Source organism: Shewanella sp. M16 (assembly GCF_018224605.1).
GTDB lineage: Bacteria > Pseudomonadota > Gammaproteobacteria > Enterobacterales > Shewanellaceae > Shewanella > Shewanella oncorhynchi.
On the sequence record NZ_JAGTUL010000046.1, the window covers coordinates 1 to 21789 of the forward strand.

The 21789-nt window shown below is 46.5% G+C and carries 21 protein-coding genes; 9 read left to right on the plus strand and 12 right to left on the minus strand.

Annotation, left to right across the window (positions count from 1 at the left end):
• The 5 genes from KFE26_RS20625 to hemC all read right to left on the minus strand — a co-directional run.
• Positions 1–2119 (minus strand): retention module-containing protein (locus KFE26_RS20625; RefSeq protein ID WP_212601585.1); only part of this gene is annotated, 2119 nt, incomplete at its 3' end.
• Between the two features lie 433 nt (positions 2120–2552).
• On the minus strand, positions 2553–3719 hold the full coding sequence (locus KFE26_RS20630) for a heme biosynthesis HemY N-terminal domain-containing protein (RefSeq protein WP_212601586.1): 1167 nt from the start codon (positions 3717–3719) through the stop codon (positions 2553–2555).
• Entirely contained in the window at positions 3716–4897 is a 1182-nt protein-coding gene (locus KFE26_RS20635; RefSeq protein ID WP_212601587.1) for a uroporphyrinogen-III C-methyltransferase, read from the minus strand. Before KFE26_RS20635 ends, KFE26_RS20630 begins: the two co-directional genes overlap by 4 nt.
• Positions 4898–4957: 60 nt before the next feature.
• Positions 4958–5698: a uroporphyrinogen-III synthase gene (locus KFE26_RS20640; RefSeq protein WP_212601588.1), complete on the minus strand. Its 741-nt coding sequence runs from the start codon at positions 5696–5698 to the stop codon at positions 4958–4960.
• 4 nt (positions 5699–5702) lie between these two features.
• Complete coding sequence (gene hemC / locus KFE26_RS20645) at positions 5703–6635, minus strand: hydroxymethylbilane synthase (protein ID WP_113940849.1); 933 nt, start codon at positions 6633–6635, stop codon at positions 5703–5705.
• Positions 6636–6837: 202 nt separating this feature from the next.
• Here hemC and KFE26_RS20650 point away from each other — a divergent pair, with 202 nt between their 5' ends.
• A complete protein-coding gene (locus tag KFE26_RS20650; protein WP_173496189.1) occupies positions 6838–9249 on the plus strand; it encodes a class I adenylate cyclase in 2412 nt (803 codons plus the stop codon).
• 83 nt (positions 9250–9332) lie between these two features.
• Here KFE26_RS20650 and cyaY read toward each other — a convergent pair whose 3' ends face one another.
• Positions 9333–9662: an iron donor protein CyaY gene (gene cyaY / locus KFE26_RS20655; RefSeq protein ID WP_105250439.1), complete on the minus strand. Its 330-nt coding sequence runs from the start codon at positions 9660–9662 to the stop codon at positions 9333–9335.
• A 79-nt stretch (positions 9663–9741) separates the two neighbouring features.
• On the opposite strand from cyaY, the gene lptM reads away from it, so the two are divergent.
• The 7 genes from lptM (at position 9742) to KFE26_RS20690 (ending at position 15166) form a co-directional block, all read left to right on the plus strand.
• Positions 9742–9933 (plus strand): LPS translocon maturation chaperone LptM, encoded by a 192-nt coding sequence (lptM, locus tag KFE26_RS20660; RefSeq protein WP_168825920.1) that lies wholly within the window; start codon positions 9742–9744, stop codon positions 9931–9933.
• Positions 9934–9990: 57 nt separating this feature from the next.
• Positions 9991–11235, plus strand: coding sequence for a diaminopimelate decarboxylase (gene lysA, locus KFE26_RS20665; RefSeq protein ID WP_212601589.1), 1245 nt, complete (start codon positions 9991–9993; stop codon positions 11233–11235).
• A 76-nt stretch (positions 11236–11311) separates the two neighbouring features.
• Entirely contained in the window at positions 11312–12139 is an 828-nt protein-coding gene (dapF, locus tag KFE26_RS20670) for a diaminopimelate epimerase (protein ID WP_105250436.1), read from the plus strand.
• On the plus strand, positions 12136–12765 hold the full coding sequence (locus KFE26_RS20675; RefSeq protein WP_131523371.1) for a DUF484 family protein: 630 nt from the start codon (positions 12136–12138) through the stop codon (positions 12763–12765). Before dapF ends, KFE26_RS20675 begins: the two co-directional genes overlap by 4 nt.
• 57 nt (positions 12766–12822) lie before the next feature.
• A complete protein-coding gene (xerC, locus tag KFE26_RS20680) occupies positions 12823–13743 on the plus strand; it encodes a tyrosine recombinase XerC (RefSeq protein WP_212601590.1) in 921 nt (306 codons plus the stop codon).
• Positions 13743–14474: an HAD-IA family hydrolase gene (locus tag KFE26_RS20685; RefSeq protein WP_212601591.1), complete on the plus strand. Its 732-nt coding sequence runs from the start codon at positions 13743–13745 to the stop codon at positions 14472–14474. The genes xerC and KFE26_RS20685 overlap by 1 nt, the downstream gene beginning before the upstream one ends.
• Positions 14475–14587: 113 nt before the next feature.
• On the plus strand, positions 14588–15166 hold the full coding sequence (locus KFE26_RS20690) for a HupE/UreJ family protein (RefSeq protein ID WP_212601592.1): 579 nt from the start codon (positions 14588–14590) through the stop codon (positions 15164–15166).
• A 29-nt stretch (positions 15167–15195) separates the two neighbouring features.
• Here the strand turns inward: KFE26_RS20690 and KFE26_RS20695 are convergent, their stop codons facing one another.
• The 6 genes from KFE26_RS20695 to prmA form a co-directional block, all read right to left on the minus strand.
• The gene (locus KFE26_RS20695) at positions 15196–15699 is read right to left on the minus strand and encodes a helix-turn-helix domain-containing protein (protein ID WP_105250431.1); all 504 of its coding nucleotides are present in this window, start codon (positions 15697–15699) and stop codon (positions 15196–15198) included.
• A gap of 132 nt (positions 15700–15831) precedes the next feature.
• Positions 15832–16587: an iron-sulfur cluster repair di-iron protein gene (gene ric / locus KFE26_RS20700; protein WP_212601593.1), complete on the minus strand. Its 756-nt coding sequence runs from the start codon at positions 16585–16587 to the stop codon at positions 15832–15834.
• Positions 16588–17235: 648 nt separating this feature from the next.
• Positions 17236–17910 carry a hypothetical protein gene (locus tag KFE26_RS20705; RefSeq protein WP_212601594.1) on the minus strand — a complete coding sequence of 225 codons (675 nt, stop codon included), beginning with the start codon at positions 17908–17910 and terminating at the stop codon, positions 17236–17238.
• Positions 17911–18171: 261 nt separating this feature from the next.
• Positions 18172–18477 (minus strand): DNA-binding transcriptional regulator Fis, encoded by a 306-nt coding sequence (gene fis / locus KFE26_RS20710; RefSeq protein ID WP_006083371.1) that lies wholly within the window; start codon positions 18475–18477, stop codon positions 18172–18174.
• A gap of 16 nt (positions 18478–18493) precedes the next feature.
• A complete protein-coding gene (gene dusB / locus KFE26_RS20715) occupies positions 18494–19462 on the minus strand; it encodes a tRNA dihydrouridine synthase DusB (protein WP_105250428.1) in 969 nt (322 codons plus the stop codon).
• 174 nt (positions 19463–19636) lie between these two features.
• Entirely contained in the window at positions 19637–20518 is an 882-nt protein-coding gene (gene prmA, locus KFE26_RS20720) for a 50S ribosomal protein L11 methyltransferase (RefSeq protein WP_105250427.1), read from the minus strand.
• A 454-nt stretch (positions 20519–20972) separates the two neighbouring features.
• Here prmA and KFE26_RS20725 point away from each other — a divergent pair, with 454 nt between their 5' ends.
• A complete protein-coding gene (locus tag KFE26_RS20725) occupies positions 20973–21695 on the plus strand; it encodes a fumarate reductase cytochrome b subunit (RefSeq protein ID WP_212601595.1) in 723 nt (240 codons plus the stop codon).
• Positions 21696–21789 lie beyond the last annotated feature (94 nt).

Below are 21789 nucleotides of genomic sequence, written 5' to 3' on the forward strand. Positions count from 1 at the left end.
TGACGGCCAAGGTGCTGTTGTCACCCAAATCGACGGTACCTTTGAAAATCAGGGTGTTGTCATTGGTGATGAAGTCGCTGCCGGAGGCGCCGGTGTCATCGGTAATGCTGGTGATCGCCACGGTGTTGCCGTCACCATCTTGGTCAATCTTGGTATCTACATTGCCATTATCACTGGCTTTTCCAGTGTTACCTGCTGGATCAGTTACTGATGCTTCTGCTGTATAGCCACCTTCAGCTATGGGGTCGGCCACATCAACAGTATAAGTGCCATCTGGATTAACCGTTGTTGTAAGAGTTTGTTGTGCTCCCGTGCTGTCGGTAACAACTATAGTAATAGTGCTACCTGGAGGAGAATCGGTTGTACCCGTGATAGTGGGGGTTGTATCTTGAGTATCATTGGGAGCACTTACAGTGATCACTGGACCCGTGGTGTCCAGTACCGCGGAGTCACTACCTTCAGGTGAGATGTTACCTGCCGGATCTGTGATTGTCGCAATTACTGTCATCGTTTCACCTTCAGCTGGTGCTGGAAGTGTTAGATTAACGAATCCATTATCAATATTTTCCTGCGTTAGGATGTAATCAACACCGTTAACTGTGAGAGTATCCCCTACATTCGCGCCAGTACCATCCAAGCCAATCGTTACGTTAACTTCTGTTGCTCCACCAAGTTCCTCATTACTGATAAAGCCATCATTGTTAGCATCAGTCGTTATAGTGACACTTGGGGCACCATCGGCAACCGGGCTGACATTAATGGTTAAGGTCGCCGTTGAACCGGTGTTAGTGGTGTAGGTAATGACTGGTACTTGGCCATTCCAGTTAGCATTGGGCGTGAAGGTGTAAGAGCCATTGGCATTGATGACTAAGCTGCCGCCCTCTAAAGTAACCGTGGTGCCCGCTGTAACAGTATCGCCATTCACGGTGAAGCTGACCACAGATAGTTCATTATCCACATCGCTGTCATTGGTGAGCACGTTACCGGTGGCAACGGTATCTTCATCAACGGTATTAGTATCGTTGGCTAATGCAGAGGCATCATCAACAGGGGTAACATTAATGGTTAATGTGGCCGTTGAACCAGTGTTAGTGGTGTAGGTGATGACTGGTACTTGGCCATTCCAGTTTGCATTCGGCGTGAAGGTGTAAGAGCCATCGGCATTGATGACTAAGCTGCCGCCTTCTAAGGAAACGGTGGTGTCAGCGGTAACAGTATCGCCGTTCACGGTGAAGCTGACAACGGAAAGGGGGCTGTCGATATCGGAATCATTATCAAGCACATTGCCAGTTGCTGCAGTGTCTTCTGCAACTGTGGCGCTGTCATTTGCAAGGATGGAAGGATCATCGACAGGGCTGATATTAATGGTTAGCGTTGCAGTTGAGCCCGTGTTGGTTGTGTAGGTAATGACAGGTACTTGGCCATTCCAGTTTTCATTCGGCGTGAAGGTGTAAGAACCATCGATATTTAAAATTAAAACACCACCTTCGAGAGTCACTTCTGTGCCTGCTGCGTAGGTGGTACCGCTGATTTCGAAGCTCACAACACTTAGAGTGGAATCCACATCAGTGTCGTTATCGAGCACATTGCCAGTCGCTACAGTATCTTCATTGGAAGTGTTGCTGTCATTAGCAAGTGCTGAAGGTGAGTCTGCTGCAATGGTGAATTGTGGAATATTAACCGTCGTTCCAGTCAGTGCTTGGCCGCTTGTTGAGTAGCCTGAAGCTGCAATGGTTTCTGTGCCGCTACGGGCTAGAGTGACATAGCCCGAGTTACCATCACTGCCTGGTGTGTTGCCTGCTGCGGTTTCTGGTAGGTTCTGAGTTGGGTCTTCACCGGATGCAATAAGATCTTGTAATGCTTGAATTTCATCTAGGGCTGCTTCGTTAGCCGTGCCAGAGGCTGCTGCAGTAGTTTCGCTGGGCGCGACTTCATTTGATAGCTTAGTGCCATCATCGAAGGTAATTTCATAGGTTGCGTTTTCGCCAATATGGAGCACAGCACCTTTAGGGAGTTGTTCGCCATCCTTAGCGGGTTGATTTGAACCATCAACTTCGACATTGATTTGCCCTTTGACTAACTTAAGCAAACCTTTCTTTGATGTAATTACCGATCCCATAGTAAGCTCCCAACAGCCAAAGTGTGTTAATCCATAGACGCACAAGTCCAACAAATATGTCGCACTGTGATACAAGTGGTGGAATTTTAGCTAACGAAACGACTTAAGTCAATTTTTTGACGCGCTTGTGTCGCCTGTTCTTATGCGGTTTTACGGATCTTAATACGCAAAAGTGACAATTTTTAGACCTGTAACTAGATGTAGTAGCTATATCTATAAAAAGGGCCGTATTTAGTACTTTTTAACTTTAAGATTAAGCATCGTTATAAGAAATTAATCTGGATTGGGAGAGTGGTTTTTACGGAAAAGAAGCGACACGATCTAGTTTTTAACATTTTTGGCAAGTTAAGTGGGTTTTAATATGCCAGCATTGGCAAGTGCCGTGATCTTTCGTTACTCAAATCACGGCGACTAGGTTGCAGGCATTGTAGAACTACAGATTAACCGCCTGACGATAACTTTGATTTGCGTTACCTTGTTCACCTAACTGTTCTTGAATCCGCGCAAGCGCCAACCAAGAGGCTTTTGTGGGTTCGAGTCGGCAAACATTTTGCCAGCAGGTTCTGGCTTCTTTCATATCCCGTGTTTGCTGATAAAGTTTAGCTAAGCACATCTGGTAGTCGGCATTATTCTCATGGGTGATTTCATGCTTGAGTAACTGCTTACGGATTTCTGTATCTTGGGCTGTCGTTATTTCTGGAATGACTTCTAAAAGCGCTGATTCAGGAGAAGTGCGTAATTTTTTCGAGAGTAGCTTCAGCGCTTGCTCTTTGCGATTAAAGCGGCATAAACCCACAGCATAAATCGCCAAAAACTCAGACTGATTGCGCTCACTGCGAGATAACCACTGCCAGCATTGTTCTAAGGCTTCTTCGCCTTTAATGGTTGCGGCTTTGAGTAAAGCGCAGTGAGTGATTACATTGAGTTCATTTAGCTGGGTGTCATCTAGGATCTGGCGCTTCTTCAAAATAGGTAACAATAGCTTGAGCGCATCCCAATCCTCTTGTGCTCGATATAACTCGAGGGCGAGTTTGAGTACCGGTGCTTTGCTCTTACTTGTGGGGGCTAATTTATCGAGCTCGGCGCGGGCTAAAGCTAACTCTCCTTGTTTTAACAGATATCGAGTACGCGTGGTTGCGACGGCATTCGCGGCCAGCGGTTGTGTTGCAGCACGGTCAAGATATTGATCACGCTCTGCTATTTTCTGTTGGTACTGGGCAGCACGAGCTGCTGCAAGTAAATTAAGTGCAGGGAGTTCGCCATTATCGGCGCCTTTTATCATAGCGCGTTCCGCTGCTGGCCAATCTTCTTCTGCCAGAGCCAGTGCACCCATTAAGGTATGCTTTTTCGCGGAGCGACGGCGCCAGTGGCGAGGAATAAAACGGCTACGCAGCATGAGATTAATAGCGCTAATCACCAACCATTCTAGTACTTGGAACATGGCATAAAATACAATTAAGGCAATGATCCCAAAGACTAAACTGGTCTCAATCTGGTAGTCACCTGCCGCAATGTATACATAACCTGTGTTGCCCACCAACCAAGGGCTAATGCAGAGCCCTATTAGTATTATCCCTAAGAAAATTAATATCTTGATCATAATGGCACATCCTCTGATGAGGTCAGCTCACCATAGCTTGTCAGCTGTAATAGCAGAGGTTTTGCGGCAAAGGCTTTCAGAGTAATAGGATCAAGTTCTAATGTCGCCAATTTATCGATTTTGGCGATGGCTTCAGCAGTGCTGTGATCTTGAGTATCAAAATAGGTTTGAATCCACTTACGCACCATCATTAATGATTGGTGATAAGCGGCTCTGTCGTAGCGGTATAACGCAAGTTGAGATTGCAGCAGTTTATGACGAATATTTTCAACCAGATACCACTGTTGCTCAGGAGCAAGTAAAGCGGGTGCATCGGCTGTTCTATGGCGTATGGTGATAAAGTCTTGGGTTAACGCTTTCCACGTCTTCCCTAAGTTGCTCTGCCAGTCATTTAAATCGCCAGTAATGTTTGTATCTTCAGGGGCATCGGTTTCTGCATCGGTGCGATTAAGGGGTAGTTTATCGAGTTGCTCAATTAAGGCATCGAGGGCTAATACACTACCATCAATATCTGTGGTTTTAATACTTGCAGTCGCGGCGATATCTTTTGCCAGAGCCTTACGAATAGGTAGCAAAGCGGGATTGTTCATGGCGGCGATGGTTTCATCCGCCGACTTTAATAGATCGGTGGCGGTGCGGGGATCTTTTTCTAACCAAAGTTTACGGCCCGCCATGTTTACTAGATATTCGGCTTCTGACGCCATCCAATGCGTTGGACTGCGCTGGGCAAGTTTATTGATCCTGTCCTGCAGTTGATTTTGGTCTTCTGCCAATTTTGTTAATTCTTGATAGGTCTTAGCATCATTCAGTTGTTGCTGTTCAAGCTGGCCAATACGTTGATTGGGTTGTAGCAGGGCTTGCTGTAATTGGTCCTGCAGGGCGATATTTTTCGCATCCTGCGCCAGCAGTTGCTGTTGCATCTGTTGGTATAACATAAAACCGCCGCCAAGGGTGCAAGCGGTTAAACCCAGCGCTAATAACACCCCAAAGCGAATCGCCCATGAACTTCTATTGGGTACTGGCGTTTGGCTCGGCATGCTTGAAGGTATGGCTTTGGCTGTTTGGGATTCAGTTGATGGCGCTGAAGTTACGGGCGTGTCATCAGTCGTTATTGATGGTTCAATAATAGAGGTAGCCTGTAATTCAGGGCTCTTTGCGTCGTGCTTGTTGTTATCCATTTAACAGTCCTTGAAAACATGCTACTGCCGAAATTCGAGTTAAATCGGGCTAAATAGCGCTTAAAGTTTAAGGGCGTTTAGCACGGCTTTGCTGTTGGCGGCATTGGCATTGGTGACTTGGGTTATACCAAAGGCGTGAGCTTGAGCTTCTACTCGGTTACTTGGGACTATGATATGACATGAGCGCAGCCATGCAAATAACTCTTTTGGCACTAGATTAATCAGGTTATCCAGTACTTCACCGCTGGTGACTACAATAGTGTCGATGCCAAACTCTTGCCATTGTTGTGCGATCTGTTGTCCATTGAGTGGTGGACAAGCCCGTTGATATACTTCCCAATAGCGCACTGTTGCCCCGCGCTCAGCCAGTCGTTCAGCTAAGGCTTCACGGCCACCAACGCCACGTATGATCGTAATCTGCTTACCTTTAATATCTTGCAAAGGCGCGAGCGTGAGTAGACCTTCGGTCTGCTGACAATCATCTGGGGCTTCGAGGGCTTCAATGCCGAGCTGATTTAATGCTTCCCAAGTCGCATGACCTACGGCGAAATATTGAGCTTGAGGCCAGCCTTTTATTCGAGAATGAGCGGTTGTTAAGGCATAGTCGGCAAAGCTGACTGCATTAGCGCTGATACAGATAATCATATCGGCGTGTGCCAGTGGGTGCGAGTTATTAGTTGTGATGGGCGGCGTTGTTTCGACACACAGTAGAGGTGTAACCCAATGGCTAATGCCTTGCTGATTCAAGGCATCGATCATGGACTGATTGCGCCCTTCAGGGCGCGTCAGTAAGACTTTCATCGACTTATGCTTTAGCGTAAACAGCGTCGAGTATGCTTTTTGCGCCTTTGCTCAATAGCTCTTCGGCAAGGGCAACCCCTAATTGCGTGGCGTCGGTTTTTGGACCTGTGATCACGCCTTCGATGATTTCACTACCATCAGGGTTACCGACTAGGCCGCGTAATGTCATCTCATCACCATTGATTTCGGCAAATGCGCCAATCGGCACTTGGCATCCACCTTCTAGGCGCGTGTTCATCGCGCGCTCGGCAATCACACGGTAGCGCGTTTCTAAATGTTCTAATGGTGCCAGTAGGGCCTTAACGCGTGCGTCGTTGGTGCGACATTCGATACCCACAGCGCCTTGGCCGTTGGCGGGCAAGGATTCTTCGGCAGAGATAAAGCTAGCAATCCGCTCAGATAATTTCAGGCGAATTAAGCCAGCAGCGGCAAGAATAATGGCATCGTATTCGCCGTTATCAAGTTTAGCTAAACGAGTGCCTACGTTACCGCGTAAGTCTTTGATAATAAGGTCAGGGCGTGATGCGCGCAGTTGGCATTGACGACGTAGGCTCGAGGTGCCCACAGTTGCGCCTAATGGTAATTCGCTGATCGTTTTATATAAATTCGATACAAAGGCATCGCGGGGATCTTCGCGCTCGCAAATAACTTCAAGGCCTAAGCCTTCTGGGAAGTCGACGGGCACGTCTTTCATTGAGTGCACTGCGATATCGGCAAGATCGTCTAACATGGCGACTTCAAGCTCTTTGACGAACAACCCTTTACCGCCCACTTTGGCTAGCGGCGTATCTAAGATAACGTCGCCCTTAGTGCTCATTGGCAGCAATTCCACCACAATACCGGGATGAATGCGTTCTAATTCGGCTTTAACAAATTCAGCTTGCCACATGGCCAGCGGACTCTTGCGGGTTGCGATACGTATGCGGTTCTCAGACATGCCTAGTTTCCATCAAAGATCTTAGTTGCGCCAATGCTAACATTGGCAAATCGTTTATGTAAGGAAGCCGTATCGATTCTTTGAAGTTGGCGATGTTCTAGATACCGTGAAAGTGTGACGGGCTTCACGTTTAGTTGCTCGAGTTTGTAAAAGTGTTAACATGAGCACATTTCCCATAAGTGCTTAAGTGTTGTGTTTTTGAATGGATCGGCAAATACAGTTTCCTGATATAGCAGAAAGACTTAATAAGGTACGTATTGCACGCGCCCTAGCTTTGCTATCGCCGCTACAAAAACACTTATTCCATTTGATCCCTTTTTTAATTCACCAGAACGGTGTTCAGTATCCTGGCTATCATGCCGCCAATACGCCCTGTGGAATCAACGAGTATCAGGTTGGTGAGACTGAGTCCCAGGCCTGCGATGTGTTCTCGCTGCCTTTTACTACTCAAGAAGCCGATATCAATGCCTTTGAAGGCGTTTATGCGATGGGGAGTACTGGCAGTTTTGGCCAAAATGCCAAGAGCGATGTCGATGTTTGGTTAGTACATAGGGCTGATCTGTGTTCTGAGGATTTGGCGCTAATCAAGATTAAAGCGACTCGATTGACTGCTTGGTTTGCCGAGTATCAGTTTGAGGTGAATTTTTACTTAGTTCATCCGCAGCAGTTTTGTGGCGGTAAAGCCGTTCGTGGATGTCAATCCGCAATGGCCCATGAGCATAGCGGTAGTATGCAGCATTGGCTATTACTTGAAGAGTTTTATCGCAGCCAAATTCGTTTGGCGGGTAAAACAATTGCATGGTGGCCAGACGCTAAACTCAATCCTGCGCTCTTGTCCTTAGGCGATGTACATGAATTACCTGCGAGTGAGTACTTTGGTGCTTCGTTATGGCAGCTCTACAAGGGCTTAGAAAAGCCCCATAAGGCGCTGATTAAAGTATTGCTACTCGAGGCTTATGCCAGTGATTATCCCCATTCAACTCTGCTTTGTGATCACTTATGGCAGAAAACGCTCGCCGGTGATTTTTCGACGTCGAATGATGCCTATTACTCTATCTATGAGATTATCGAAACCTATTTACTTAAGCAGAATGATACTCGCCGACTAGAGATAGTGCGGCGCTGCTTCTATTTAAAATGTGGCGTGCACTTGAGTCGAACTCAAGAGGGCAAAGATTGGCGTTATCCTAAATTGCAAAAGCTGGTGCAGGATTGGCAATGGCCAGATAGTCTGATTAGCACTTTAGACAATTGTGAACATTGGCATAGTGGCCAGCTCAATTGGTTTAACGAGCAACTGAATGAACTGTTATTAGCGAGCTACCAAACCTTATTACGCTTCGCATCGACACATGAGTTAAATGAAGGTTTGCGGATCGAAGATTTGGGAATGCTGACTCGCAAGTTGCATACCTATTTTAGTCAAGATGAAGACCAAATCGCTAAGCTGAATCTGCTGTGGAGTGCTTCAGTCGCTGAGTCCGAAGTGACTATGGTCTCAAGCTCCCGCGAGCGTCAATATTATCTGTATCGACAAGGGCCTCAGCCACAAAATTTGTTAGGCGAGTCGGCAATATGTAAGGGGAAAACCCCTTCAGCCTTAATGATCTGGGCATGTTTAAATGGGATCTCGACGCCGAGTACTCAATGGCATGAATATGGTCAGAGTAAGGCAAAGTCGAAACGGCTTACCGAAGCTTCTAAGCGGTTACTGAATTTTATCGACCACGATTGGCGTGTATCTAAACGTGACTTATGCCAGCCATGGCATTTTCGTAAGCTGATTTTCGTACTCAATCTGGATTGCGATCCCACCATTGAATGGCAAGGACAGGAAATGATGGTCGATGTGATGAATGCGAACGTGTTCTCACTCGGGCGTAAAAAAGCCAATATGCTTGGTGCGTTAGATGCCATTTGCTTGAATAGTTGGGGTGAATGGCAGTGTCATCGCTTCGAAGGCGATACCGCGGTATTGCAAGCCTTAGCCTTTGTGACGCCGGGGCTAAGACGAGCCAGTTTACCTGTGGATATGGATGTGATCAGCTGTTCACAGAAGTTACGCCCACAGCTTAAATTAGCAGTGAAAAATCTACTAAAACAAACTATGCGTTTGTGCCAACAAGTGCAGCAATCCAGCACCTTAGTGCAGCCACTGCAGATAAGTCGTACTCGCTATGGGATCTTTTTTAATCCCTTAGGTATGGCCTATCAGGACTTAAGCGATGCCAAGTCATTTTATCAACAGTTATCCCGCAGTCATCTTGTATTATTGCCTCGGCCTGAATTAGGTGACGATCCCTTCTCGAGTATGCCTAAAGTGGTGCAAAACTATGCGGCTAAAGGCGCGATTCAGTATTTTCTACGCCAACGGGTCGATAACTTGGATGTATTTATCCTCGATGAGGAAAATCAACTAAGCCATTACGTGCAGGCGGGATCAAACATGGCCGAGTTGGTCAATAAAGTGAGCCATCACTATGTGTTCGATGAGCATTATGCTTCACGGGCCCGGTTTAATATTCCGCAATTTTTCCATTTAGTGCGGGTAGCCGGAGAGTTAACGGTGGCGCCTTTCGGTATCGATGTTAGCGATCAAGACACTGAGTTTTAGCTGGTTTTTAACATAAATAATGGGAGCCAAGGCTCCCATTATTGTTTTGTACTATTACGGTTTTGCACTACGACAGGCTTAGATTAAAAGCTAAGCTTAATGCCGCCTTGGCGCTCGATAGACTCTTGCACGAATGGCATAAACTCGCCGCCATTTCGTCCGTCCATCCATTTACCTTCAACAAAACCAAAGTGATATCCACCAAAGCGTGTGGCGACCCAAATCTCATGCAAAGGTTCTTGCTTGTTGATCACTATCTTAGAGCCATCAACAAATTCTAATTGCAATACGTTGCCACTGGCATCGATATCAAGATCGGCATCTTGCTCATCAATCGCAGTTTCAATCGCATTTTCTATGGCTTGGAACATGTCATCGGCGAGCTGGTGAAATTCTGTATCTGTCATGGCCATGCATTTCTGTCCTTTGCTTTCGTCAAGATGGGTGCGATTATAAGGCCATTAGTCACCAGATGCACAGATGTTGAGAAAAATGAGACTGTTTTTATTGTTATTGCTTGGTAGCCTATTCATTACTGCATGCGGCCAGAAGGGCCCCCTCTATCGATCTCCGGCCACAGAGGTGAATCAGCCTAAAAAGGTCGAGGCGTCTAAACCTGAGCCTGAAGTAGAAGAGATTAAAACCGAAATTCGAGCCATCGAAGTACAAAAAACACAACAATAATAGCAGCTATAACTATCATCACTATCGCAGCGATAAAGCGCAGTAAGGAATCAGACATTGGATCACTTTCTCTACCAACAAAATGCCCTGCACGCCGAAGGCTGCCAGGTCGCCGATTTAGCTCAAACCTATGGTACGCCGCTGTATATTTATTCCCGCGCCACGCTAGAGCGCCATTGGCATGCCTTTAATAACGCCGTGGCAGATCATCCACATTTGATTTGTTACGCGGTTAAAGCTAATTCGAACTTGGCCGTACTGAATGTGCTGGCACGTTTAGGCAGTGGTTTTGATATCGTTTCGGGTGGTGAGTTAGCAAGAGTGATTGAAGCGGGCGGCGATCCCGCTAAAGTGGTGTTCTCTGGCGTGGGTAAAACTGCGACCGAAATGGAACAGGCACTTAATCTGGGCATTTATTGCTTTAACGTCGAGTCGAGCGCCGAGCTTGAGCAGTTAAATTTGGTCGCAGGTCGTTTAGGTAAAGTGGCGCCAGTTTCCTTGCGAGTCAATCCCGATGTGGATGCGGGTACTCATCCCTATATTTCGACTGGCCTTAAAGAAAATAAATTCGGTATCGCTATGGATGAGGCCGAAACCGTCTTTGCCCGTGCCCATGCTTTGCCACATTTAAAAGTGAAAGGTGTCGATTGCCATATCGGTTCGCAATTAACCGAAATTCAACCTTTCCTCGATGCAATGGATCGTATGCTAGCGTTGATCGATCGTCTGGCTGAACAAGGTATTGTCATTGAGCATTTTGATGTGGGTGGCGGTTTAGGTGTGACCTATGATGCTGAAACTCCGCCGCATCCTGATGTGTATGCCGCCGCCATATTAGCGCGTATGGGCGACCGTCAACTGAAGCTGATCTTCGAACCGGGCCGTGCGATTGCCGCTAATGCGGGGATTTTTGTTACTCAGGTGCTGTATCTGAAAGAAAACAGCGACAAGCGTTTTGCGATTGTCGATGGCGCGATGAATGACTTAATTCGCCCAGCACTTTACAGCGCATGGCAAAATATTATCCCAGTCGTGCCAAGGGACTCTGAGACCTATGAGTTTGATATTGTTGGTCCAGTGTGCGAAACAGGTGACTTTTTAGGTAAAGATCGCAAGCTGGCTTTAGTGGCTGGGGATTTACTGGCTGTGCGTTCGAGTGGTGCCTATGGTTTTGCGATGGCCTCTAACTACAACACGCGTCCTCGTGCGGCCGAAGTCATGGTCGATGGTGAGCACGCTTTCTTAGTGCGTGAGCGAGAAAAATTGTCTCAGCTCTGGCAAGGTGAGCAACTCCTGCCGTAAACTAGAAAAATTATATTGATTCAGGCGCTTGGTTTCATACTTAATGAGCGGCGCCTCGGCTTAAAGGATAAGTATCTTGATCCAATTCACTAAGATGCACGGACTGGGTAACGATTTTATGGTGGTCGATGGGGTCACGCAGAACGTGTTCTTTTCGCCTGAGCAGATCCGCCGTTTAGCCGACCGTAACTTTGGCATAGGTTTCGATCAATTACTGTTGGTTGAGCCGCCCTATGATCCCGATTTAGATTTTCATTATCGCATCTTCAATGCCGATGGCACTGAAGTCGAACAATGCGGTAATGGCGCCCGCTGTTTTGCCCGTTTTGTGCGCAATAAAGGATTGACCAATAAGAGTAAAATCCGTGTTAGCACTTCATCAGGTAAGATGACTCTGCGTTTAGAGCGAGATGGCACAGTCACCGTGAATATGGGCGTGCCTATTCTTGAACCAAGTCTGATCCCCTTTAAAGCCAAGAAAGCCGAAAAAACCTATTTACTGCAAACACCACTGCAAACCTTTTTATGTGGCGCGGCTTCTATGGGCAATCCCCATTGTGTGCTCGACGTTGAAGATGTGGCGAGCGCCGCTGTTGCTGAAATTGGTGCCATGCTCACTAAGCATGAGCGCTTTCCCCGTGGTGTGAATGTGGGATTTATGCAAGTAGTAGATTCGGGCCACATTAAGCTGCGGGTGTATGAACGTGGTGCGGCCGAAACTTTGGCCTGTGGCACTGGCGCGTGTGCAGCTGTGGTTGTAGGTCAAGTGCAAGGGAAGCTCGGCCAGCAAGTGCGGGTGGATTTACCCGGCGGTACTTTAACCATCAACTGGGAAGGCGAGGGGAAACCTTTGTGGATGACGGGCCCAGCGCAGCACGTTTATGATGGACAAATTCAGTTATGACAGAGCCCTTGATGCCGCAGACGAATGTGCCCTTTGATGAGTTGATTATTCGCGAGTATCTACTGGATAATCCTGATTTTTTCAATCGCTATCCTGAGCTATTGCTGGCAATGCGTCTGCCCCATCTGGAGCGCGGCGCCATCTCTTTGGTGGAACGTCGTCAAGAAATGCTACGCCAGCGAGTCAGCCAGTTGGAAGAAGAGATCACCAGTCTGTTAACGATGGCGGCGCGCAACGAGAAAATTTACCAATTCAACACTGAGTTATCCTTCCAGCTACTGAATTGTGCCGATCTTGTGTCACTTAAAGAAGTGTTGGCCGATAGTTTGAAATTACAGTTTAATTTCAGTCATGTGCGTTTGATCAGCGTTCTCGATGCCGATATGAAGGCAATATGGGATCAAAGGCTGCATAAAGGTCACTATTTTGGTCGGCTAACGCAACAAGAAGCCAAACGCCTATTTGGTAGCGAAGTTGGGTCGGTGGCACTGACTAAATTGTCGGAAGACAACCCGGTGATTTTTGCCATTGCTAGTCAAGATGTCACCCATTTTCATCCTGATATGGATAACATGCTGCTGGAACAGTTGCGGCGTTTACTGGCGCATATGCTTGCCAAGCTGTAACGGCTGTTGAGCTATAGTGCTCACCCAAGGCTTGGCAAAACCCATGAGGAAACCGATATGAGTACGCAAACAGGCGAAGTGTCGGCATTAAATACTCAATGGTTACACACCTTTGAACGTTATCTGAGTACCGAGCGACAGTTGTCTGCCCATACAGTACGGAATTACCTTTATGAGCTTAATCGTGGTAGTGATCTCTTGCCCGAAGGCGTGCATTTACTCAATGTGAGCCGCGAGCATTGGCAGCAAGTGTTAGCCAAATTGCACCGCAAAGGTTTAAGCCCGCGATCGCTTTCCCTGTGTTTATCGGCGGTAAAACAATGGGGTGAATTTTTGCTGCGCGAAGGCGTGATTGAGCTTAATCCCGCGAAAGGCTTAAGTGCCCCCAAACAAACCAAGCCTCTGCCGAAGAATATCGATGTCGATGCCATCAGTCACTTGCTGGACATTGAAGGTACAGATCCGCTGAGTCTGCGGGATAAAGCCATGATGGAATTGTTTTATTCCAGTGGCTTACGTTTAGCGGAACTTGCCGCGCTTAATTTATCCAGTGTGCAATATGATTTGAAAGAAGTGCGAGTCTTAGGTAAAGGTAATAAGGAGCGTATCGTCCCTGTCGGTCGTTTAGCGATTACTGCGCTGCAGAATTGGCTCAATTGCCGAAAGCAGATCCCCTGTGAAGATAACGCCTTATTTGTGACTGAAAAAGGCAAGCGACTCTCCCATCGCAGTATTCAGGCGCGCATGGCTAAATGGGGTCAAGAGCAGGCATTATCGGTGCGAGTACATCCCCATAAGTTGCGTCATTCCTTTGCCACTCACATGTTAGAAGCGAGCGCCGACTTGCGGGCGGTGCAAGAATTATTGGGTCATGCGAACCTAGCGACCACACAAATTTATACCAGTTTGGATTTCCAACACTTAGCTAAGGTGTATGATAACGCCCATCCTAGAGCGAAAAAAACACAGGATAAATAATGCGTTGCTATCTTAGACCTCAACATATTCAAGCGATCAGTTTCGATCTCGACGATACCCTGTACGACAATCTGCCGCATATTTTAAATGCCGAAGCTGAGCTGGCGACGTTTCTGTTGCAGACTTATCCATTATCGCAGGCGTGGCAACCCCATGATTGGCGCAGGCTAAAACTGCAACTTTTGCAGCAAAATCGTGAGCTCGCCCACGACACCAGCGCAGCCCGTTTAGCTACGCTTCGCCAAGGCCTAATACAATTAGGGTATTCGGTGGCTGAAGCTGAACGCGGCGCCGAGCAAGGATTAGCATGCTTTTATTTTTATCGCAGCCATTTTCAAGTGTCTGACGAAGTGCTCTTATTACTCAAACGCTTATCGCAGCATTTTAGATTAGTCGGGATCACCAATGGTAATGTGGACGCAGAGCGGATTGGTTTAGGGGAAACTTTCGAGTTTGTGTTGCATCCAGGTAATGGCGTGCATATGAAACCCGCTAAAGACATGTTCGAATTAGCTTGCTCGCGGTTAAAGATTGCACCGCAACATTTACTGCATGTTGGCGACAGCATGAATGCCGACGTTCGTGGTGCTCGATTGGCGGGGTGCCAGTCTGTGTGGCTAAATCCCAGTTTTGGTCGAGTCGATTCCTTACCGATAGCCGCCTTGTTGCCCCATTTAGAAATTGCCTCCCTCGAGGCTTTGACAAAAGTATTGGCTATCGACGCAAACTAGCTTAGCGTGCATTTTTTATCTGTATCTTTGGGTGATTGAGATCAAGGTTTGCCAGCCAAATTTGCACTAAAGTTAAGTTTTATATCACTAAAGTCACTGACTAAGGCTATTTTATGGCGCGTATCGGGTTGTTATTACTGCTCACTTTATGTTGGATCGCGCCGGTATCGGCCCATGAGATCCATTCAGGTGGCGGTTTCATGTCGGGTTTTAATCATCCCGTATTGGGCTTCGATCACTTGCTGGCTATGTTGAGTGTGGGCATGTTGAGCACCCAGCTCGGTGGCCGCGCGATTTGGACAGTCCCCTTAGCATTTGTCACCTTTATGTTAGTGGGCGGGATTTTAGGTTTATATGCGATTGCCGTTCCCTTTGTTGAAATAGGTATTGCCCTCTCTGTGTTGTTGCTCGGTCTTGCCATCGCTTTTGATCGCCAAATCCCGCTGTTATTCGCCATGGCCTTTGTGAGTGTATTCGCGATTTTCCACGGGCATGCCCACGGCGCTGAAATGCCGGAATTGGCCAGCCCAGTCCTGTATGCTCTAGGATTTTTATTTGGTACAGCAGTCATCCATTTAGGCGGCGTAATGATAGGCCTTGGAATGCAGCGGATGACAGGGCAACGCAATTTAATGCGCGTTACTGGCGTGGCGATTGCGGCCATGGGCGGCTATCTATTAGCAGGTTTTTAACATAATAACAGGACGTTAGATTTACTGGATTAACGCGCCTTGAGTTGCTTCATGCAAAGATGGGCGCGGCGTAGCAGTAGATTGACTTGCCGACGGCTCGCATGCATGTCGGCATCTCCCACCCTAAAATAACTCCCAGTGTAAGGATCGCTGCCTACGTAGATAGGTTTTAGCTGCTCAGGCGCCAGCGGTACGCGGATACGAATGAGTTTTTTGTTCATAATTTCAATAATCTGTACATCTGAAATCGCTAAAAGATTGTGACTAGTGCGACTCGGGTCATCGAGGATTTCCCAAAATTCTTGTAAAACAGGAAGCGGGTTGGGAATGCCTTCAATACTGAAATGGCCACGTTCTTCCCGCACACCTAGGATGATTTCGCCACCCAAAGTGTTGGCAAAAGAGCTATAAGTCGCCCAAATGTCTTCGGGTAATTGACCTTGGCCATCGCGGCCACCTGCGAGTTTAAATTCTACTTGGGCCGATTCGTGCAAATTGGCAATATCATCGAGTGCAAATGATTGAAATGTCATGGCAGCTTATCCGTCAGCGACACATGACTTGTTGTAGCACGTCAACAATTGAAAGGCCAGACTTAGGTCTGGCCTCAAGGTTAAGCGGATGATCTGTAATTTGGAGCCGCTACGGGATAAACATTTAATCAATTATTGGATGAGACCCAATGCCTTAGGAAATAGGATATTGTTTTCTAAGTGAATATGCTGATGTAAGTCCGCCTCAAATTCCGCTAGCGTGGCATAACAAACACGCCATGTAGTGCACGCATATTCAGGTGGTGTGAAATCGTTAGTGAGGTCGTGTAATTTTTGCAAAATCAAACCGACTTCTTCATGCTCATGTTGCATCGCATTGATGGGGTTGCCAATATGGCCAAAGCAAGCCTCAACCTGCTCTCCATGACTCATGGCGCGGATCGCCGGAAACAGTATTTTTTCTTCCTTCATTAAATGTGGCATTAAGTCTTCAACTAAGGCTCGTACCCAACCTGCAAAGGGAATTATTTCGGCATAGTGCTCACCGTGAGCGCGAATCATTTTCTCGGAATATCCGACTAATAAAGGGGCTTTTTCGCGCACGTATTGATGGTGCGTTGATTCTATATATTCGATAAGTTGATCTAAGGGTAATTGATTTAATTCATCTTCTTTGCTACCGGTAAGTGTTGCGGCATTCAGCGCAGCAACCACTTTTGCGGGATCTACATCTGCACGCTCACAGGCGACCGCCAGTGATTTACCCCCGCCACAACAAAAATCGATACCAAATTGACTGAACACATGGGCGCGGCGAAAGTCTTCTGCCACTAGTTCACCTATTTTTCGTTCTAGCCAATGATTGTGTTGAGAATTAAACCCATGGGGTGGGAGTTGTGCATCTTTTGAGGCAGAAGTAGCAGACATGAGTAGCTCCAGAGCAGCAATAAATTTACATTCATATTATTTGCAGCTTTATTTTGTGACAACTAATCCTGACTAAAATAGTCAGGATTTGCAGTTGATGTCACAGTCTATACTGAGAAATATCGCTTAAGGAGTAGGAAGAGCTGACTTAGTTTGGATGTAGCAAATTTACACTCGGGATTATTAATATGAGTTGATATTGCTGCTGGAATGGTTAGAGCGATATGAGGGGTTTATTATTATATTTTGGACTCAGTGAGGTGTTGCAGACCCCGTAGTTGGCTGAACAGCGCATCATTATAATCAACTGCTAATGGTTCGAGGGATGAGTGTTCTCCTGAGATATTCTTGGGCGGCTTAAACACTGGGTAGACTAGCCTTACTGCCATAACTAAAGTCCAGTATGAGCCTTGAATTTGCTTCAATTTTCATCATTAACGAAACACAACTGAACGAGCAACCTTAGATTAATTTTCATTAGAAAGGGATAAGGCTTACTGTTTTAACAAGGGAGATACGATGCTATCAACATCCCTAATCAAAGCGCTGATGCTCTTATACGTAACCACCTTCCATCGGCAAATATTAAGTGTTAGGCCAGTTGCGTTAGCATGCTCAGCAGTTTTATTCATTGTTAACTTCAGTGGTCTAGTTCTTCTTTTGCTTCGCTAATTTTTGGTTAAGTTTATCTATTCGTTTTTCATAATTATCCGTCCAGCCTTGCTTTAGAGCTTGTTTAGAGAGCTTTAATGCACCTTCAATATTGCCTTCTTTCTCAAGAATAATTGCTAACTGCTTGTAGCCTGTATGTGAGGGCAGCATTTGAGGTTCATCATAATAAGGATCTTTAATTCCCGTTATGTTCTGTAGTTTTTTTAGTTCTTTAGGTTTTTCGAGATGACGAAATTTTTTGACCAACTTACTAGAGATAGATATTTGCATTAAGCAGAATTCTTTGGCTTTTTCATAATGTTCTGGGGCTGTTCTCAATGAGTAGTGATGCTTGATAAGTGATGCAAGGGCTAGGTGCACATCAATCAGGTTACTATCAGGTGCCGTATAACACTGGAGTAACTCGTTTTCTACTTTGGTTTGGAGAATATGCTTTGCTTCATCACCAGCAATGTAAGAAAGAGTAAGTAAAAGACTTAGTTTACCGAATCCATTGTTAGAGTCAGTTTTATCTAAATCTTGGTATAGGTAGGGAGTTTCGCCAATTGGTAAGCCCATAGGACGATAGTCGTTAGCAACTTGGTTTCTTTGACTTGCAGTTAGAGCTTGAAGCCACCATTCCTTAAGCTGATACTTATCTAACAAGTCCATAAAATCACCCTATTCAAGTGTGAAGGTGGGATACGAATTTCGATATAGCTCAAGTTGTTTGTTCATTGCGTTGAATAATAGTTCTTCCCCCATGAACATACACAGCAGTCTTTGATAAATGCACTCTATAAAGATTACGAGTACTGGGCAAGTAAGATAAATTCTAATACGAGTAGATCACTAACTGTGGGGTTCAAAATGTAAAAAGGGTTAATCATTTCTGATTAACCCTTTTTAATACAGCAGCTTAATCCTTGCGGATTAATTCATGCCGTATTTTTTCAATTTTTTACGCAGAGTACCACGGTTGATACCTAGCATGTTTGCTGCGCGGGTTTGGTTGCCACGAGTGTGTTGCATGATGATGTCAAGCAGAGGCGCTTCAACTTCGCTTAGCACCATTTCATAAACTTCTTGTGCTTCCTGACCGTCCAACTGTGCGAAGAAGTTAGTTACGGCACGCTTGACGGCGTCACGTAATAACTGGGGCTTGATAGTGCCGTTTGCTGTTTCGATTTTGCCAACGGTAAGCTGGTGAACTTCTGTGTTAGTTGTCTGATCAAACATTCTATTCTGCTCTTTATTAATTCTGTACTAATTCATCAAAATAACATTCCACGAGGGAATACTGTTCTGCAGCGGTTTCCAGCCGATTAAAGTCAGCCCTAAATTGGCGCTGAGCTTCTTGGTCTAGGTACCATCCCATATGTTTTCTGGCGAAGCGGATACCCTTGTATTCACCATATAAGTCATACAGTTTGGTGAGGTGTTCCAGCATCACTTGACGCTGTTCGGCAACCTCAATGGGCGCTAGCTTATTACCCGTTTCCAAGTAGTGCTGGATTTCTCTGAAAATCCAAGGCCGTCCTTGAGCACCCCGTCCTATCATCAAGGCATCGGCACCGGTGTATTCCAGCACAAAGCGGGCTTTCTCCGGACTGTCGATGTCCCCATTGGCGACAACAGGAATCGAGACATTCTGTTTGATTGCTTTGATCGTGTCGTATTCGGCGTTGCCTCTGTACATACATTGTCTCGTGCGGCCGTGAACGGCGAGCGAGGCTATGCCACAATCCTCTGCAATCTGGGCGATTTGAACACCATTCTTGTGCTCTGGCTCCCAGCCGGTGCGAATTTTTAACGTGACAGGCACGTTCACTGCGGCGACCACGGCTTGTAAAATCTCTTTTACCAGCGGTGGATTTTGCATTAGCGCCGAGCCTGCCAGCTTTTTATTCACTTTTTTCGCCGGGCAACCCATGTTGATATCAATGATGTGAGCACCTTGTTCAACATTGAACAACGCGGCTTGCGCCATTAAATCAGGATCAGCCCCTGCAATTTGCACTGAGCGGATGCCTTCCTCGCCAGAATGCGTCATGCGCTGGCGGCTTTTATCTGTATCCCAAACCTCGGGATTGGATGAAAGCATCTCGGAAACCGCTAAGGCTGCGCCATAACGAAGACAAAGATTGCGGAAGGCTTGATCGGTGACACCTGCCATTGGTGCCACGATCAGCTGATTGTTCAGTTGATAGGGTCCAATCTGCATTTTATGTTTCACCTTAGCTCTTCAAAGGGGCGCTATAGTAGCCCTTTTTGTTGGCCGTGAAAAGGTCAATAAATGACCTAGAGGTAATTTTTTTTCTTGACTTTTAATTGACGAGAAGTCAGAGGTCAAATTGTTGGAAGCCAGCGGTGGCGCATGTTGCGCCACCCTTTAGCGCTATTTACGCTTACCTGTCAAGCGACTCCAATCTTCTTTGTGAGCCGCTGCGTCCATATCGAACCATTGGCTATAAAAGTCAGATATTTCTTGGGCTTGTTCTTTGAGGAGACCGGAAAGGGCAAGTTTGCCACCGGTTTTTACGCGTTCTGCGATCAAAGGCGCTAATTCTCGCAGAGGGCCTGCAAGAATGTTAGCGACCAGTACGTCGGCTTTGAGATCGGCGGGTTGGTCTTCTGGTAAGTACAACGCCAGCTTGTCAGCGACATCATTGCGCTCGGCGTTGGCACGCGAGGCGTCGATGGCTTGATAGTCGATATCGATACCTGTGACTTTTTTCGCGCCCAGTTTCAGTGCGGCTACGGCTAAGATGCCTGAACCACAGCCAAAATCGATCACTTCTTCATCGCTTAAATCTAAGCTGTCTAGCCACTCTAAACACAGTGCTGTCGTGGGATGAGTGCCAGTACCGAAGGCAAGACCCGGATCTAAGATCACATTAACCGCGGTTGGATCAGGGATTTCGCGCCAGCTTGGGCAGATCCATAAACGTGTGCCAAATTGGATGGGGTGGAAGTTATCCATCCATTCGCGTACCCAGTCTTTATCTTCAATTTGTTCGACTTTATGGCTGAAGTTCTCACCGAGGAAAGGCAAGGTTTTCAGCATGGCGATGGTCGGTGTCAGATCGGTTTCTGCATCGAATAAGGCTACTACCACGGTATCGCGCCACAGTGGGGTTTCGCCTAATTTAGGTTCAAAAATAGGGGTATCTTTACCGTCTTCGAAGGTGATAGAGACTGAACCTTCTTCCATGAGCAAGTCGCTGATGGTTTCAGCGTCATCGCTATTGGTGTTTATACGGAGTTGGATCCAAGGCATGGGGGCATCCTGTGACTGAGTGTTCATAAACTAAGGGTTCAAAATATCGCGGTATTGTATACCCAAACTATCCCAAAATGCAGGATGTAGGGGGAATTTAAAGCGCTTTAGGTAAGGTCGTTTGGTTATCACTAGGCTTTAGGTTCGACGACTGGCTATCCTGGTATTACGCTTTTGTCTATACAGACAAGGGGTTAGCTGGCGGGTATGGATTGGTGTTAAAAAACGAATTGTCAGTTTCATTATTTGATATAACGCTATGAAAAGTATTGGTTAATTGGTTTTACCTTTGTTTGGTTTTGATACGTTTTTTGTGATCATCTTCTAAGAGTTTAACTCCGTCAGGTGAGTTGGCTCACGCTTTAAATCTGTGACACTCAAGCCTGATTTGAGTTGCTGCTATGGTGTAGTTTGCCAAGAGGTGCCAACGATAAACGACATAGGTTAATTCAAGATGACAAGCATAACTCGAGTTCACAATAGGGTGAGTACACCGCTAGGTCATCCTTGGTCGGCTAAGGCTGATAGGCTGCAGAGTGCGACAGGGATTATGCTTGGCAGCTTTTTACTATTACACATGCATTTTGAATCGAGTATTTTGCTGGGTAAAGAGGCTTTTTATCGGGTCGTTCAGTTGCTTGAAGGTGGAATATTTAGCAGCACAGGACATGGTTTTCCTATAGTCACTAAAGTGTTTTCAGTGTTTATGTTATTGGTGGTGATAGTACATGCTGCGGTGGCGCTGCGGCGTTTTCCGGCGCAGCTAGGGCAATGGCGAGCCCTGCGTTCGCACATGGGGAATATCAAGCATAAGGATACCCATGCGTGGTTTTGGCAACTGATCACTGGCTTTATCTTATTTTTCCTCGTTCCAGTTCATCTCTTCACTATGATTTTGAATCCCGAAATTGGCCCGCATTTATCGGCTGAGCGGGTTTATCACGATAATGCTTGGTTGCTGTATGCGCTGTTACTTCCCGCTGTAGTGGTACACGCCATGATTGGTCTCTATCGCGTAGCGGTAAAGTGGGGCTTAACCACTCAGCGCTCAGGTCTGCGAAAACTCGCTAAGGTGCTGATTATTTATTTGCTATGCCTTGGTACTGCAAGCCTTGTTTCATATCTATTTATCGGTAGCGAGCTCGGTATTCCTGTGCAGCCCTTCGTACCTGAGTAGGCTTTAAGCCTGCAGCAGGATTTTGTTTCACTGCTATTATTAAGCATTAGGTTAATTATTCAGCACTCAATTGATCTGGCTCACGTTTTCGTGT